The 14,874-nt window shown below is 65.4% G+C and carries 16 protein-coding genes and 1 tRNA gene; 8 read left to right on the top strand and 9 right to left on the bottom strand.

From position 1 onward, the window contains the following. Positions 1–48: 48 nt before the first annotated feature. Positions 49–651 (bottom strand): oligoribonuclease, encoded by a 603-nt coding sequence (orn, locus tag MUK71_RS10150; protein WP_227927659.1) that lies wholly within the window; start codon positions 649–651, stop codon positions 49–51. Positions 652–692: 41 nt separating this feature from the next. Further along, the gene (locus MUK71_RS10145) at positions 693–1,409 is read right to left on the bottom strand and encodes a hypothetical protein (RefSeq protein ID WP_227927660.1); all 717 of its coding nucleotides are present in this window, start codon (positions 1,407–1,409) and stop codon (positions 693–695) included. 374 nt (positions 1,410–1,783) lie between these two features. Between MUK71_RS10145 and mptB the strand changes: the two genes are divergently transcribed. After that, positions 1,784–3,319, top strand: coding sequence for a polyprenol phosphomannose-dependent alpha 1,6 mannosyltransferase MptB (mptB, locus tag MUK71_RS10140; RefSeq protein ID WP_227901522.1), 1,536 nt, complete (start codon positions 1,784–1,786; stop codon positions 3,317–3,319). On the opposite strand, the gene MUK71_RS10135 is transcribed toward mptB, so the two are convergent. Continuing rightward, positions 3,285–4,547, bottom strand: coding sequence for a glycosyltransferase family 87 protein (locus MUK71_RS10135; protein ID WP_227927661.1), 1,263 nt, complete (start codon positions 4,545–4,547; stop codon positions 3,285–3,287). The genes mptB and MUK71_RS10135 overlap by 35 nt on opposite strands. A gap of 118 nt (positions 4,548–4,665) precedes the next feature. Between MUK71_RS10135 and MUK71_RS10130 the strand changes: the two genes are divergently transcribed. Next, positions 4,666–5,082, top strand: a complete 417-nt coding sequence (locus MUK71_RS10130) for a DUF3224 domain-containing protein (protein WP_227901526.1) — start codon at positions 4,666–4,668, stop codon at positions 5,080–5,082. A gap of 25 nt (positions 5,083–5,107) precedes the next feature. Here the strand turns inward: MUK71_RS10130 and MUK71_RS10125 are convergent, their stop codons facing one another. The 5 genes from MUK71_RS10125 to MUK71_RS10105 all read right to left on the bottom strand — a co-directional run bounded on the left by MUK71_RS10125 (position 5,108) and on the right by MUK71_RS10105 (position 9,006). Beyond that, the gene (locus tag MUK71_RS10125; protein ID WP_227901527.1) at positions 5,108–5,857 is read right to left on the bottom strand and encodes a M50 family metallopeptidase; all 750 of its coding nucleotides are present in this window, start codon (positions 5,855–5,857) and stop codon (positions 5,108–5,110) included. Positions 5,858–5,906: 49 nt separating this feature from the next. After that, positions 5,907–6,758 carry an anti-sigma factor gene (locus MUK71_RS10120; protein WP_227901528.1) on the bottom strand — a complete coding sequence of 284 codons (852 nt, stop codon included), beginning with the start codon at positions 6,756–6,758 and terminating at the stop codon, positions 5,907–5,909. Then, positions 6,739–7,284, bottom strand: a complete 546-nt coding sequence (locus MUK71_RS10115; protein ID WP_227901529.1) for an RNA polymerase sigma factor — start codon at positions 7,282–7,284, stop codon at positions 6,739–6,741. Before MUK71_RS10115 ends, MUK71_RS10120 begins: the two co-directional genes overlap by 20 nt. Positions 7,285–7,385: 101 nt before the next feature. After that, positions 7,386–7,967 (bottom strand): class F sortase, encoded by a 582-nt coding sequence (locus MUK71_RS10110; protein WP_227927662.1) that lies wholly within the window; start codon positions 7,965–7,967, stop codon positions 7,386–7,388. A 187-nt stretch (positions 7,968–8,154) separates the two neighbouring features. Further along, on the bottom strand, positions 8,155–9,006 hold the full coding sequence (locus MUK71_RS10105; RefSeq protein ID WP_227901530.1) for a DUF4397 domain-containing protein: 852 nt from the start codon (positions 9,004–9,006) through the stop codon (positions 8,155–8,157). A 218-nt stretch (positions 9,007–9,224) separates the two neighbouring features. On the opposite strand from MUK71_RS10105, the gene MUK71_RS10100 reads away from it, so the two are divergent. From MUK71_RS10100 to ettA, 4 genes are all read left to right on the top strand, one after another. Continuing rightward, positions 9,225–9,297: transfer RNA gene (locus MUK71_RS10100), tRNA-Arg, on the top strand. A gap of 323 nt (positions 9,298–9,620) precedes the next feature. Next, positions 9,621–10,196, top strand: a complete 576-nt coding sequence (locus tag MUK71_RS10095) for a single-stranded DNA-binding protein (RefSeq protein WP_227901532.1) — start codon at positions 9,621–9,623, stop codon at positions 10,194–10,196. A gap of 128 nt (positions 10,197–10,324) precedes the next feature. Next, a complete protein-coding gene (locus tag MUK71_RS10090; protein WP_227901533.1) occupies positions 10,325–10,783 on the top strand; it encodes a DUF6993 domain-containing protein in 459 nt (152 codons plus the stop codon). 129 nt (positions 10,784–10,912) lie between these two features. Continuing rightward, positions 10,913–12,595, top strand: a complete 1,683-nt coding sequence (ettA, locus tag MUK71_RS10085) for an energy-dependent translational throttle protein EttA (RefSeq protein ID WP_227901535.1) — start codon at positions 10,913–10,915, stop codon at positions 12,593–12,595. Between the two features lie 86 nt (positions 12,596–12,681). Here the strand turns inward: ettA and MUK71_RS10080 are convergent, their stop codons facing one another. Next, the gene (locus MUK71_RS10080; RefSeq protein ID WP_227901538.1) at positions 12,682–13,566 is read right to left on the bottom strand and encodes an acyl-CoA thioesterase; all 885 of its coding nucleotides are present in this window, start codon (positions 13,564–13,566) and stop codon (positions 12,682–12,684) included. Between the two features lie 159 nt (positions 13,567–13,725). On the opposite strand from MUK71_RS10080, the gene MUK71_RS10075 reads away from it, so the two are divergent. Together MUK71_RS10075 and MUK71_RS10070 are read left to right on the top strand one after the other, a co-directional pair. Beyond that, positions 13,726–14,199 carry an acyl-CoA thioesterase gene (locus MUK71_RS10075; protein ID WP_227901540.1) on the top strand — a complete coding sequence of 158 codons (474 nt, stop codon included), beginning with the start codon at positions 13,726–13,728 and terminating at the stop codon, positions 14,197–14,199. A 1-nt stretch (position 14,200) separates the two neighbouring features. Beyond that, positions 14,201–14,872, top strand: coding sequence for a DUF8185 domain-containing protein (locus MUK71_RS10070; protein ID WP_227927663.1), 672 nt, complete (start codon positions 14,201–14,203; stop codon positions 14,870–14,872). Positions 14,873–14,874 lie beyond the last annotated feature (2 nt).

Raw genomic sequence — 14,874 nt, 5'->3', positions numbered from 1 at the left:
TGAGTGCTTCTGACACGTTGGCCCTCCAAGGGGCCTTTTGTGACGGAGCTAACCCTGAATCCCTGCGGCAATCTTCTTGGCGGTCGCCGAGTCCGGCCCCGGAGCCGGGACAAAAACGGCCTCACGGTAGTACCGGAGTTCATTGATGGAATCCCGGATATCACCCAGGGCGCGGTGTCCGCCGTTTTTGGCCGGAGCCTGGAAGTAGGCGCGCGGGTACCAGCGGCGGGCGAGTTCCTTGATGGTGGACACGTCGATGATCCGGTAGTGCAGATAGTCGATGACCTCGGGCATGTCACGGGCCAGGAACATCTTGTCGGTACCGACGGAGTTGCCCGCCAGCTGTGCCTTCTTCGGCTCCGGGACCCACTTGGTGATGTATTCGATGACGGCAGCCTCGGCCTCGGCCATGGTGATGCCGTTCGGGAGTTCGTCCAGAAGCTTGGAGGTGGTGTGCATCTGGCACACGAAGTCCCCCATCTGGGCCAGGGCGGCGTCGTCCGGCTTGATCACCACGTCCACTCCGTCACCGAGGATATTCAGTTCGGAGTCCGTGACCAGGACGGCCACTTCAATCAGGGCATCATTCTTAATGTCCAGACCGGTCATTTCGCAATCGATCCAGACCATACGTTCATTAGTTATCGGCACAATCCCAATGTACCGCGTTCGTACGCCGCGGGACGGAGGGGCTACAGGCTTGAGTGGCTGCGCTGGCGCCTGTCCGGCAGGTCGGCATCTGCGGTGGCAAAAGAGGCAGGAGCGCCGGAGAGATAGGGCTGCAGCGGGATCTGGCCGGTCTCGGGCGGCCCAAAGGTCCGGGTCCAGCGGCTCGGCTCGGCCGGCATCTCGTGAAAGACCGGTGCAGCCGCTGCGCGCCGTCCCCCGGCTGCGGGCATCCCGGCGCCCATTCGTACGGGGCCCGGAGAGGGCGGGGGGACTGCAACCGCGCCCATGCGGGCGTGGCGGCGGGTGCCGGGCACCCGAGTCGAAAGATCCGGTACTGGCGTGTTCGGTACCGGAATTGCCGTAGTCGACGGAGACGGAGAGGAAACCTGCGCATCATCCGGGGCAGTTGCCGCGGCGGCCGGAGCTGCTGCGGCGGGCAGAGTTGCTGCGGCGGCGCCGTCGGCCGCCGTCGGTCCCGATGCCGCAGGGGAGGGCTGTACTGCTTCAGGGCGTGGCGCCGTAGCGGGCAGTGCCGAACCGGGCAGTGCCGCACCCGGCCGCGCGGCGGGGGAGCGATCCTGGGTGGAGCTGAAATACCAGGTGATCCCAAAAGCGAACAGAAGCAGCCCGGAAACCGTTGCGACAATGCCGGGAGGGACCTGGACCCACACCATGGCCCCTGCGCCCACCGCAGTGAGGAAAGCGCCCCAGAAGATGAGTTCGGGGTTGCGGGCGGACAAAGAGGTGCCCCCGGCCGCGCGCCGGGACGTTCGGCGGGCCGTGTCCGGCCCGGACGTACTGACCTTTTTCCCCGGTGGTTTTGAAAAAGGTTTCCCTACAGGTTCTGCCCGGTGGCGCCCCACAGCCAATACCGCCTTGCCTCATTAGTCACGACTGGACCTTCAGTCTATGCGACCGTGCCGGGGCTCACAGGATTGAGTGCGGCCGCGTCGCATTCGGCCGGGGAAGGTGCGGGCGGCGGTGCTAATATCAGCCTATTGACGGTGCCCGGGCATTCTTGTGCCCGTCTTCAGAACCGGTGCCGGAACGGTGCAGGAATGTAACTGCCCGGGGCCCGCAGAACCAGAAACCCCCAGAGATTGGAACCATGTAGATGACCGCCCAGGTCCCTGCGACCGAGCCTTCGTCTCCTGGCCCGGAGACAGCGAAAGCCGACCGCCCGAACGTCGCAATCATCCAGGGGTTCATCGGTTCGATGATGATGCTGGCCGGTTCGTTCGGTGTCGGATGGCTGTCCCTGGCCTCCGGCCTGCGGACCAACCCGGTTATCATCTGGCTGCGCTTCGACCAGCCGATCGGTGCGGTGGCAGCGGTTCTGCTGCTGGCTACGGGCGGCATGCTGCTGGTCCGTTCCTGGCTTCGCCTGGGGCAGCGCATGAAGGGCTGGGGCCCCGACTCCCGGCCGGTGGTGATGCGGGCCATCATCGCCTGGTCCGCGCCTATGTGCCTGACCCTGCCGCTCTTCAGTCGCGACGTTTTTGCCTACATCGCCCAGGGGCTGGTGATGGTGAGCGGGCTGAATCCCTACAAGGACGGCTATTCGCAGATCTCCAACTATCTGCAGATCGGGGCGGACGATCTGTGGGCGCAGAGCCCGACGCCGTACGGCCCCGTCTTCCTCTGGCTTGAGGAACTCGTGGTCCGCGTCACCGGGGGACAGGTGGAGTCCTCCATCCTGCTGTTCCGGCTCATCGCCGTAGTCGGTGTGGCGATGTGTATTTACTTTGTGCCGAAACTGGCCGAACTGCACGGCATCAACCCCAACCGCGCCCTTTGGCTGACCGCAGCCAACCCGCTGTTCCTCACAAACTTCATTGCGAGCATCCACAACGATGCCCTGATGATCGGCCTGGCGCTGGCCGGGCTTTATCTGGCCGCCACGAAGCGGGTCCTGCCCGGCATCCTGCTGGTGACACTCTCGGTGGGCATCAAGCCCATCACCATCATCTTCCTGCCGTTCATCGGCCTGCTGTGGGCCGGCAAAAATGCCTCCTGGCCGCGGAAATTCGGCTACTGGTTCATGACCGCCGGAATCTCCCTGGGGCTGCTGTGGATCATGGGCCTGATCAACGGGTTCGGCTTCGGCTGGGTGGGCGCCCTCAGCACGCCCGGCAGCGTATGGATCTGGTACGCGCCCGTCGGCTTTGCCGGCATGCTCGTGGCCACGCTGGGCAACGCCCTCGGGCTGCCGGGCTGGACGCTGGCCGACATCGTGCACACCATCGGCCGGCTGGCCTCGGTGGGCATTGTGCTGTGGCAGATGTTCGTAGGCGAGTACAGCCGGCTGATCCGCCGGCTGGCGCTGGCCTTCGCCGCCATCGTGATGCTGGCCCCGATGATCCAGTCCTGGTATGTGGTCTGGCTGATTCCCCTGTTCGCCGTCACCGGGCTGCGCGATGACTGGCAGGCCAAGACCCTCTACCTGCTGGTCTCCTTCTTTATGGTCTACGCCATCAGCGACCAGCTGGACATCTGGCCGTACTTCGAGTTCAGCCTCACTGCTGCCCGGCAGATTGCGGCGGTGACCGCACTGGGCTTCGCCCTCTACCTGATCTTTGTGGATCCGAAGACCAAGGTGCTGTTCCGCAAAAAGCTTACGGCGCCTGCACCGGGGGAGCTGCGGCACTGACCTGTCCGCCGCCGGCCCTGGTCAGCCTGATAACCCGGGCCAGGGACCAGCCGAAGAGGACCAGCAGCAGGATGTTGCGCAGGGTCAGGAGCAGGGCCACGGCAATGTTCAGGTCGTTGTACAGCGCCGAATAGAACATCGGATAGACCAGGGTGGTCAACGCTGCGATGGCCGCCATCAGGATGCCGGGGACCTTCCAGTCCCGGCCCTCCCACGCCAGCCCGACGGCGGTCACAGCGCCCAGCCACAGCATGAACTGCGGCGAGCCGACCTTGTTGAAGACGATGAAGGCGCTGACCAGGGCGAGCGAGCCGGCAATCAGCAGAGCCCGTGAATCTGCGCCGCGGCGCAGGGCCCAGATCAGGAGCAGCGCGACGGCAAGAGCGGCCAGCGCCAGCAGCGGCGTCATCATCGCAGCCACCGGCTCGCCGAGGGCGCCGCGGACCTCGCGGGTATTGATGACTTTGTCCTCGAAGATATACGCGTCTGAGGTGCCGGTGATCGCCTGCCAAAGTCCCGGCGTCGTAAACGGGGCCTCCATCTGCATGCCGCGGGCGCCCTGTTCCCCAAAGAAGCTGAGCAGATGGCGGATGCCGCCGGAGAGAGCAACCACCACTGCGATCACGGCCGACACCGCAGCGCCGGTGGACAGCAGGACCAGCCGCTTCTTCCACGCCACCAACACCGCAAGGATGACGGCTGCTGGCCAGACCTTGATCCAGGTCGCCACGGACAGCAGCGCCGAGGCCAGAACGGGGCGGGTAGCCAGGAACAGCAACCCCATAATCACCAGCGGTGCGGTTAGGCCGTCCACCCGGCCGACAGCCACGGGGCCGAGCAGGGCCGTCACCGCGAGCCACCAGTAGGCGGCGTGGATGCCGCGGGTGCCGGCCCGGCGGCTGAGCACGGCGACGCCGGCGGCATTAAGTGCGGTAAACAGGAGGAACCAGGTGAACATGTACGCGGAGTAACCGAAGACAGCAGCCAGGACCATCGGTGCCAGCGCACCGATGGGGTACACCCAGCCGGCGTCGATCCCCACCCAGTAGCCGTCACGCAGGCCGTCGAACGCCCACTGGCGGTAGAAGGACACATCACTGAGGACATCGCCGTTCAGGATCCGCGTCGAGAGGGCCGCCAGGAAGCCGGCATGCACCACCGCAAAAAACGTCCAGAGAGTTGCCGGGCGGAGTACCCGCCGCTGTAGGGAAGCCGAATTCCGGGACATGCGAGGGTGGTGCTCCTTAGTTGAAACCGTTGCCGTGCCGCGTCCGGGCACAGCGATAAGGCTACCGGCGCGCACCGCCCGGCATGCAATCCGGCGCCGGACACGGGATACTGGTGTTATGACCGACCTAACTGAAGAAGTGATCGTGGCCGATTTTGACGTCTCGGAGTGGGAACCGACCCCCTACCAGGTGGAGGGCACCAACAGCGAACTCTCCACTGTCCGGGCAGTGAAGATCTTTGAAGGCGACATCACCGGCACCAGCGTCGCAGACCTGATTATGGCCGGGAATTCCGTGGGCGCCGGCTACGTGGGATCCGAGGTGTTCGCCGGCACCGTCGCCGGCCGCACGGGCACCATGGTCATCCAGCACTGGGGTCTGGCCGAAGGGACGGCCACGGCAAGCTCCGGTCACATCATTCCCGGATCCGGCACAGATGACCTGGCCGGAATCTCCGGCAAGGCGATTTACACTCAGGAAGAGGACGGCCAGCACCGGCTCGAGCTGCGCGTGACCTTCCCGGCACAGGCCTGAGGCGTACCCCGCAGCGGCCCCGGATTCAGGGTCCCGAGTAGCCCGCCACGGCGGCCAGGAGGACCGCGGCCAGGGATGCTGCTATCACCAGTGCAAATCCCGTGAGCCAAACGGCAGAAGGAACCCCGGTGCGCCGGTAGAGGATGTAGGCGTCGGAACTCTCCAGGTTACGGCGTCGCTTTGTGTGCACCGCAAGGACGTTCAGCCAGTCCCGCGCCGCACCCACCAGCAGGGCAGTGCCCATACACATGGCAACATAACCTGCCACTTTCGGGGCGGCGAACCAGACAAGCAGCACCGACACAGCGGCACAGGCGATGGCGATAAGGAATCCCTGCCCGTTGCGGATGAACACCAGTGCCGTCAGCAGGATCAGCGCGCCGACTGACAGTGCGGCACCTGCCCAGCCGTTGAACGCGGCCAGTATCAGCGCCGCTCCCACGACCGCCGGCACCGGGTAACCCCAGAAGCCGGCCCAGGCGGCAGGGAACCCGCCGCGGCCCAGGGAGCGCATTTCACCGGAGTGGTCAAAGCGGAGCCGGATTCCCTTGACCATTTGTCCGGTCATCAGAGCGGCAAAGGCATGTCCGAGTTCATGGACGAAGGTTACGAACAACCCGAACCAGCGCCAGGTGGCCCGCGGGATGCTCAGCAGCGCCGCGCCAGCCGCCACGGCCAGGAGCACGGCGGGGTCCGGTTCCACGGCCGGCACCCGGCTGAATCCCGCCAGCACCCGAGACCACCATTCGGCACCGATGCCGGATAACAGCTCCACCGGTTAGCCACGGCTCGGGTTTGCCGGCATCAGCACCGGGCCCGCTCCGCTAGAGCTCCAGCACGCCCCGGAGGATCGAGTCGCCCGAGTGCGTGGGATCGCCGTCGAACGGCTCGTCTGAAATGTCAACAATTGGATACTCATCGAGGTCAAGGTTAGCCGGGATGGTGAATCTTCCCTCGGTGCCCTCCATTGTGCCGAGGCTGACCATGCGAGTGATGTCCGGAGCGATCAGCCACACCTCACGGAAGCCCTGCGCGTCTGACCCGGTGGCAGTTACCACCAGTTCCCGTGCGCCGTCCGGGCGCTGGTCCACCTCCGCACGGCCGGTGTCCTCATAGGCGGGAAGCGGCGTCAGGTCCACGGCGGCAACCACCTCTGAGCGGTCGGTGAGAATCCGGGAGATTCCCCACGTCCCTGCGGCGGCGAGCACTACAGCTGCTGCCGCTGCGCCCAGGATCTGCGGCAAACGGGTGCGGCGCCGGTTCCGGCGGTCCCGGAAGGTACTTAGCGTAACCGGAGACGAAGGGGCATTGGAGGTGGCAGCTGCGTCGGAACGCTCCTTCCCTGCCGGGGGAGCGGCCTCATGCTCAGGGGCGCGCGAACCTTCCGGCGTGTCCCGTAGTCCGGCGGCGTCGTCGTCGCGCCCGGGTTCGGACTCGAAAGGATCCCTGCGGACGGCGTCGCTTAGGCCAAGGCTGGAATGGATTCCCTCCCAGACCGACGACGGCGGCCTGGGCAGCACGTCGGGACCTGAGGGGATGCGCCCGGCATGGACGACACGCTGCATGGCGGCCACCTCGGCGGAGCATTGAGCACACTGCTCAAGGTGGGCGGTTTCCTCAGGACTGGCCTCGCCCAAGGCATTCAGGGCCAGCGTCTCAGATGGCAGATGCTGCATCGCTGACCTCCAATCGCTCGCGTAGCTGGACCAGGCTTCTTCGAATATGGCTTTTGACAGTGCCCAACGGTAGTTTCAGTGTCTCCGAAATCTGTTGGTGTGTGAGGTCTTCGTGGAAAGCAAGACGCAGGATGGATCCCTGGGGTTCGCCCAGACGATCCAGCTCGGCATCGAGTACCACGCGGTCTGCCACATGGTCGGGGTGCGGAGAGCTACCGGCCTGACCGGCACGGGATCCCTGCTGGACCGGGCTGTCCACCAGTGTTTCAGGAGTACGTACGGCGGACGAGGCCATGCCTGCGGCCACGTTCCGGGTGATTCCGACCAGCCACGCGGCAAGCGTGGATTTATCGGGAGCATAGCTTTCGCGGTACTTCCAGGCCCGGATGAAGACCTCCTGCACGGCGTCGTCGGCCGCGCCGCCGTCCAGCAGCTTCCGCTGGGCGAGGGAACGTATCAGCGGGGAGAAACGGCGGTAAGCCTCCGCCAGCGCCACCTCGTCCCCCGCCGCGAAGGCATGGTCCATCGCGGTATCTGGGTGGTTTCCGCCCGGTGATATCAGTGCCGTACTCCTGCCGTACTCAGGAACGGCTGCCTCAGGAACCCGGCAGCTGTCTGGGAATGACACTATGGTACGGGAACCGCAGTGAGTACGACGTTATCTTCGTAGTCGCCCACGGAATCGAGCCATTCGCCGCCACAGGTCACCAGTTTCAAACGGGCTTCCCCCTCGCGGTTGAACAGATCGAAGTCGCCCAGGGACGCCTTCGGGATGTTCTCTACTTTCTCCGTGGTGTAGCGCAGCACCGAGCCGTCGCTGCGTGTCACCGTCAGCGGTGTTCCGGCAGGAACCTCGTCCAGGTCTGCAATAGGAAGCTGTTCGGTCCGTGAATCAACGTGGGCCGCGAGTACGGCGGATCCACTCGTCGATCCCGGTGCGGGCCCGAACCGGTACCACCCTGCCTGGTAGTGGTTATCCGGCAAGGTCATTGCACCGTTGTCTTCCTGGCCCACGGGGATTACTTCCAAGTCAATTCCAGTGCCCTCCACACTTACACTCACCGGATCGGGAACCGATTCAACGGGTTCCTGCGTTGCGGGGCGGACCGGCACGGGCGTTGACGGTGCAGTAGCGCCGGGGGCCGGAGCAGCTGGGGGCTGCTCGGTGGCTGTAGCGGGTATGGATTCGGGTGCAGGCCCGGGCTGCATTGCGGTTCCACCGCAAGCTGCGGTCCCCATGGCGGCCGCGGCGGAAAGACATACTGCTGCGGCTAGCCTGCGGAACGGTTTGACGGACATGGTGCGGAACCTCCGGGACGGGGTGACCCCGGGGCTGCAGCGTTCAAAGGGGCGGGAACGCGCTGCAGCCCCGGGGGATCAAGGGGTGGCGGAACTGCTAGCTGCGGTTATCCTCGGACCGGCTCCCTGCGGAGGCGGCGACGGAACGGCGGCGAAGCATAAACGCGCCCAGGGCGAGGACGGCAGCAGAACCCGTGGCGGCGGCTGCAATCATGCCCTGGTTGGAGGACTGGCCGACCTGCTCCAGTGCACCGGGAACCGCTGCAGGGTTGGAGTGCATACCCTCAATGGTCTGGGTGGCCAGGGCCAGGTTTCCGGCCTCAAGGGAGCCCCATGCGTACACGATGGTGTTGGTTCCTTCCATCAGTGCCAGATCGGCCGGGCCGATCACCGGGTCCGTGGTGCCGGCTGCAGCAACAGATGCAGATACGGTACCCGGGTCAACCATCAGCATCTTCTCGTTGGGGTTGGTCAGCCCTTCGATGACAGGGGACCCGTTGGCCAGGACATCCACGGCCGGCGCCGCTGCCACGTGCCGGACGGTCAGGCGTGCCTTGCCGGCTTCGATGGCGGAGGTGTCGTTGGTGAAGAGGTTTGCCGTGGGTTTGCCGGAGGCATCCAGGTTAGCGGCGGCAGTGTAATTCCCGCCGGCTGCCAGATCGGCGGAGATCGGGCCGATGATGGGTGCGGAAGCGTCCGCGGCATCTGCAGCGGTAATGGCGAGCTCGTAACTGCCGCCCGGAAGGTCCAGCGGCCCTGCGAGTTCGCCGGGCATGAAGTCATCCAGGGTGAGCGTGCCGTTGACGTAGACATCCACGGGGGTGTCCGGGACGCCGTGCAGCACCGAAAGCTTTGCCATATCGGTGTCAGCGGCCTGCGCCGGCATTGCCGAGAGAACTGCGGCGGCGCCTACTCCGAGGGCCGCGAGGGCGGAAGCGGTCTTACGCATGATCTGTGCTCCTTCAGTTGCCGCACCCACCGGTACGGGTTTCGTTTGACTTACACCCCTACTACTTCCGGTGCCGGCGTTTTGGATGCAAAAACATGAAAACTTTTTTGGAACGGCCGGAATCGGGTGTGGCGGGCACCCGCTGGGCGGCATTGGAGCGCGGGCGCGGAGGGGCCCTGAACGGTGGGGAGCGGGGTCCGTAGTATCATCGACTGGTTGCCCCCGTAGCTCAATGGATAGAGCAACGGCCTTCTAATCCGTAGGTTGCGCGTTCGAGTCGCGCCGGGGGCACTTCCGGGTTTCCCAACCTGCACCTTTTCCCTGGACCGGCGCGAAGAGCCCGCCGCGTTCCGTCTGCGGCGCGGACACCGCCGGTTTGCAACGCCTCCGATGCAGCGCCGGACCGTGTGCAGCCCTTCCTCATTCCCTCCACAGCACAGGAAACCCGGGGACCGGCTCTCCGTCATCCACACCTGATGTCCACCAGACCCCACGCCGTACCTGGACGGTAAAAACTGGGCGGACCGGTGGATGAGCCGGACCCCGTGCGGGTGGGATTGCGCTGTTGCAGACGGCGCGGACCCGCTGCCGCACCGAGCCGAAGGCAGGAAATGATGAGTGACACCATTACGCTCCGGGGCTATGTGGCCACCGAACTCCGCCAGAACACCACTGATCAAGGGCTGGCTGTCGCCAGCTTTCGGATGTGCACCACCGAGCGCCGGTATGACCGGGATACCGGCGGGTGGACTGACGGGCAGACCAACTGGTACGCCGTGAGCCTGTTTCGGCAACTCGCCACCAATGCGGCCTTCAGTATTCATAAGGGTGACCGGGTTGTGGTTACGGGCAGGCTGAGGCTTCGGCAGTGGGCCACCGAGGATGGCCGCAGCGGCACGAGCGCTGACATTGATGCGGATACCGTGGGCCATGACCTGATGTGGGGCACGGCGAGTTTTCGACGCACCGTTTCCGGAACGGGGGAGGGTGCGTCAGGCAGCGCGGGCATGGCCCATGCAACGAACACCGGGGAAACGGATCATGGCGCCGGCGCTGACCCGGACCTGTCCGACGCCCTGGACAGGCTGGCCGACCCGCTGACGGGGGAGCTCCCGGACGCCGGCGAGGAGAGCACTGTCGAGTCCTCCAATGGAGATACCACGCGGATGGCCGCAGCGGCGCCATATTAGGGATAGCTGAGTGAGGGGCAACCGCGTCTCGGATGCGTCTGCCCGGATGCCCGGTACCTTTCGGAGCATTGGACGCCCGGCCGGGCACGGCCTTTGGCGGGCTGTCCTGTGCGTGGCACAATCGCGGGGTGAGACTCCTGCGTAATGCCAGCCCGGCCGCCCCTGTCACATTTGTGGCCGGGCTGGCGCTCGCCGTGGGCCTGGCCGGCTGCAGCGTGACGCCGGAGGGGGACGCGGGCGTGCCCGCTACCGGCGCCGGTGCAACGGCCCCCGGCACGGAGGCTTCCGCGCCTGCGGTGAGCGGGGATCCGGCTGTGGGAGCAGTGGAAACTGAACTGCGGAAACTGGCCGGCCTGGACCCCGAGCCGGATTCTGCCGGTATGACCGGTGCCTTCGCCGCCGCAGGGTTTGACCCCGCTACGGTGGAAGTCTCTGCGGACCGAACCCCCACCGGACTCGAGGTGGACGCAATGCGGGCCGCGGTTGTTAGTGACTCGCAGTGCATTTTCGGGGAGGTGCGGGATGGCACGGTCACCGTGACCGTTCTGCCGGTCCTTTCCAGCGGCCGGTGCTTCATCGGAGACTAGCCTCCGGACCGGCAGGTCCCGAACCACCGCACTTGAACTGCGTGTGCGCCGGCTGTCGCGGGCCGGGGAAATCCCGTCCCTGAGCGCGTAAATGGTATATATCGGCGCTGACACATTAGCCTTGGATATATGGCGGAATTTATCTACACGATGACCAAGGCCCGCAAGGCCGTTGGCGACAAAGTAATCCTCGACGACGTAAGCATGTCTTTCTACCCCGGCGCCAAGATCGGCGTGGTGGGCCCGAACGGTGCCGGTAAGTCCACCATCCTCAAGATCATGGCGGGACTGGACACTCCTTCCAACGGCGAAGCCCGGCTCAGCGCCGGCTACAGCGTCGGCATCCTGCTCCAGGAGCCGCCGCTGAACGAGGAGAAGACGGTTCTCGGCAACGTCCAGGAGGGCGTGGGCGAGATCTACGGCAAGATCCAGCGCTTCAATGAAATCTCCGAAGAGATGTCCCAGCCGGATGCGGACTTCGATTCCCTGCTCGAAGAAATGGGCAAGCTCCAGGAAGCGATTGACGCCGCCGACGCGTGGGACATTGACTCCCAGCTCGAGCAGGCCATGGACGCACTGCGCTGCCCGCCGCCGGACGCCGACGTGACTGTGCTCTCCGGTGGTGAGCGCCGCCGGGTTGCCCTGTGCAAGCTGCTGCTGCAGAAGCCCGACCTGCTGCTCCTCGATGAGCCCACCAACCACCTGGACGCCGAGAGCGTTCTGTGGCTGGAACAGCACCTCTCCTCCTACCACGGCGCCGTCCTCGCCGTGACCCACGACCGCTACTTCCTGGACCACGTGGCCGAGTGGATCGCCGAAGTGGACCGCGGGCACCTCTACCCGTACGAAGGCAACTACTCCACGTACCTGGAGAAGAAGCGTGCCCGCCTCGAAGTGCAGGGCAAAAAGGACCAGAAGCTGGCCAAGCGCCTCTCGGATGAACTCGACTGGGTCCGGTCCAACGCAAAGGGACGCCAGACCAAGTCCAAGGCCCGTCTGGCCCGCTACGAGGAAATGGCTGCCGAGGCAGAGCGCACCCGCAAGCTTGACTTCGAAGAAATCCAGATCCCGCCGGGCCCCCGCCTGGGCTCCCTGGTGCTGGAAGCCAAGGACCTGCAGAAGGGGTTCGGCGACCGCCAGCTCATCAACGGGCTTTCCTTCTCCCTGCCGCGTAACGGCATTGTCGGCGTCATCGGTCCGAACGGTGTGGGTAAGACCACCCTCTTCAAGACCATCGTTGGCCTGGAACCGCTGGACGGCGGCGAACTGAAAATCGGCGATTCCGTCCGGATCTCCTATGTTGACCAGTCACGCGGCGGCATCGACCCGGAGAAGTCGCTCTGGGAAGTTGTGTCCGACGGCCTGGACTTCATCCAGGTGGGCCAGGTGGAAATGCCCTCGCGTGCCTACGTGTCGGCATTCGGCTTCAAGGGACCGGACCAGCAGAAGAAGGCGGGTGTCCTCTCCGGTGGTGAGCGCAACCGCCTGAACCTGGCCATGACCCTCAAACAGGGCGGAAACCTGCTCCTGCTCGATGAGCCCACTAACGACCTGGACGTGGAAACCCTGTCCAGCCTCGAGAACGCGCTGCTGGAATTCCCAGGCTGTGCCGTGGTGGTCTCGCACGACCGCTGGTTCCTTGACCGCGTGGCCACCCACATCCTTGCCTTCGAAGGCACGGAAGAGGACCCGGCGAACTGGTACTGGTTCGAGGGGAACTTCGAGTCCTACGAGCAGAACAAGATTGAGCGTCTCGGACCGGATGCGGCCAAGCCGCACCGCGTAACCCACCGCCGCCTGACGCGCGACTAAGCCTGCCGGCAGCAAAGAAGCCCGGTTTCCCCTTGGGGAAGCCGGGCTTCTCTGCTGTGGACGCAGTTATCGCCGGAGCGCAGGAGCTACTGCGGCACCCGCACCATGCCCTCCTGTGCCACCGTGGCCACCAGATCACCGGCGCGGTTGAAGATCCTGCCGGTGGACAGACCGCGGGCGGCCGACGCACTGGGGGATTCCTGGACGTACAGCAGCCAGTCATCCACCCGCACCGGGCGGTGCCACCACATGGCGTGATCCAGGCTGGCAATGCTCATGCCCGGTGTGGTCCAGGCCAGGCCGTGGCCGCGAAGGACAGGCTCCAGCAGTGTGTAGTCGCTGGCATAGGCCAGGGCGGCACGGTGCAGGTTCTCGCCGTCCGGCATTGGTTTAAAGGTCTTCATCCAGACCGCGTTGTGCGGGGTCTTTTCCCGGCCGGGACCCACGTAAACGGGATCCATGACGTGCCGGATATCCATGGGGCGGCGGTGGGACCATGCCTCGGCCACCGGATGGTCAAAATCCTTCAGCAGCTCCGCCGTAGTGGGCAGGGACTCGGGTTCCGGAATGCCCGAGGGCATTTCCTCCTGATGGTCCACGCCCGAGTCGGGGATCTGGAAGGACGTGATCATGGACAGGATCGGCTTGCCGTTCTGATAGGCGTGGCTGCGCCTGGCGGAGAATGACCGGCCGTCACGCAGCCGCTCCACGCCGAAGGTAATCGGCACCTCGGTGTCTCCGGGACGCAGGAAGTACCCGTGCATGGAATGCATGACTCGGTCCTCCGGGACGGTCCGGGCTGCTGCGATGAGTGACTGGCCCAGGACCTGGCCACCGAACACCCGCTTGCGGGGTTCGGCCTGCGAGCCTCCGACGAAGATATCCTCATCCGTCTTTGCGCCGCCGGCCCAGCTCAGGTCCAGCAGCTCCAGCAGGGACGCTGTCGGGTCGAAGGATTCATCAATGGACATCTGGAACTATCTCCTAGCAGGAAGGCGGCACCGTCAACGGCGGCAACCGCGAAAAAACTCGTAGTCCAAACTTACCGTTCAGTAACACGTTTCCCGGCGCCCGCCGTCCCGGGCACCGTCTTTTTAGGGCAAACCTCACTCTCTGGGAGGATGGAAGGCATGCACCGATTTCCTGTCCAGCTCCGCTACGGAGACCAAGATCCCAACGGCCATATTAATAACGTTAAGTTCATCCAGTTCCTGGAAGAGGCGCGGGTCCGGCTGGGACTGCTGCCCCTGGAGAGCGGCGCGGGCAGCCCGGGCAGTTTCCGGGACCTGACCGGTGACCGGACATCAACCTATGTGGCCCGGCAGGAAATCGAATACCTTGCGCCCCTGCTGCACGGGGATGAGCCCGTGTGGGTGGACGTGTGGGTGACCCGCGTTGGCTCCACCAGCCTGACCTACGGGTTCCGACTGGCCGACGAAACCGGCGGCTCGGTCTACGCGTACGCAGAGGCAGTGATGGTGCAGGTGGACTCGGCCGAAGGCAGGCCCGTCCCGCTCACTGATGCCCAGCAAGAGGTCCTCCAGGGGTGGATGGGGGACCCGGTTCCTTTCCGGACTCCCGTGACCGCCGGGCGGGGGAACTGACATGGATACCGAACTACGGCTGGCTGATCCCCAGGTCACTGCTGATTTCCGCAACTTTGTCGTGCGTGCCAGGGCTGCCGACGACGGCGCTATCCGGCTGCAGGCCGTCGGCAGTGTGCTGGCTGCGTACGTGTGTGTGCTTGGCCCGCGCATCCTGGGCGAAGATACGCCCACGGTGCTGGGACTTAGGACCATGCCGCTGGCTGAAGAGGCATCGGTGGACACCACCGTTGCCCTGGCTGCTGTCGGTGACAGGCTGGCACGGATGGACGGCAGTGATACGTCCCTGCCGCTGCCGCCGGTGACCGTGCGGGAAACATGGGCCGGTATCACCGCCCCGCGGTCCGGGTGGCGGCCGGCGGGCAGGGCTCCCGTACACCTGCTCGAGCAGGCCGCGCACCGCGGTATCCGGGAAGTGGCGGCCATGCTGCCGCAGAGCGCCGGGGGAGCCGTGGTCCACAGTGCCCGGGCGAGGGTGTGGGCCCAGCCGATGGGTAACACGCAGATACCCGTACCTGCAGGTGCAGCCTTTGCAGCGCTGTCCCTGGGGTTCCTGCCCTCGGCAGGCCAGGGAACGGTGGGAGCGGAAGCGGCACTGTTCAGCAACGGCCGGTGGCTGCGGCTGAGTACCCCGCACGGGCATGTTCTGGTCCGCAGCCCCGCCATCCTGTGAGG

This window comes from Arthrobacter zhangbolii (assembly GCF_022869865.1).
GTDB lineage: Bacteria > Actinomycetota > Actinomycetes > Actinomycetales > Micrococcaceae > Arthrobacter_B > Arthrobacter_B zhangbolii.
The sequence above is the reverse complement of the archived record's forward strand: the minus strand, read 5'-3'. Positions and strand labels throughout refer to the sequence as shown.

Bases quoted from the DNA above. Each gene is read 5' to 3' on its own strand.
- mptB (WP_227901522.1), top strand. From the start codon at position 1,784: ATGACCGCCCAGGTCCCTGCGACCGAGCCTTCGTCTCCTGGCCCGGAG.
- MUK71_RS10135 (WP_227927661.1), bottom strand. From the start codon at position 4,547: ATGTCCCGGAATTCGGCTTCCCTACAGCGGCGGGTACTCCGCCCGGCA.
- MUK71_RS10130 (WP_227901526.1), top strand. From the start codon at position 4,666: ATGACCGACCTAACTGAAGAAGTGATCGTGGCCGATTTTGACGTCTCG.
- MUK71_RS10120 (WP_227901528.1), bottom strand. From the start codon at position 6,758: ATGCAGCATCTGCCATCTGAGACGCTGGCCCTGAATGCCTTGGGCGAG.
- MUK71_RS10115 (WP_227901529.1), bottom strand. From the start codon at position 7,284: ATGGACCATGCCTTCGCGGCGGGGGACGAGGTGGCGCTGGCGGAGGCT.
- MUK71_RS10110 (WP_227927662.1), bottom strand. From the start codon at position 7,967: ATGCAGCCCGGGCCTGCACCCGAATCCATACCCGCTACAGCCACCGAG.
- MUK71_RS10105 (WP_227901530.1), bottom strand. From the start codon at position 9,006: ATGCGTAAGACCGCTTCCGCCCTCGCGGCCCTCGGAGTAGGCGCCGCC.
- MUK71_RS10095 (WP_227901532.1), top strand. From the start codon at position 9,621: ATGAGTGACACCATTACGCTCCGGGGCTATGTGGCCACCGAACTCCGC.
- ettA (WP_227901535.1), top strand. From the start codon at position 10,913: ATGGCGGAATTTATCTACACGATGACCAAGGCCCGCAAGGCCGTTGGC.
- MUK71_RS10080 (WP_227901538.1), bottom strand. From the start codon at position 13,566: ATGTCCATTGATGAATCCTTCGACCCGACAGCGTCCCTGCTGGAGCTG.
- MUK71_RS10075 (WP_227901540.1), top strand. From the start codon at position 13,726: ATGCACCGATTTCCTGTCCAGCTCCGCTACGGAGACCAAGATCCCAAC.
- MUK71_RS10070 (WP_227927663.1), top strand. From the start codon at position 14,201: ATGGATACCGAACTACGGCTGGCTGATCCCCAGGTCACTGCTGATTTC.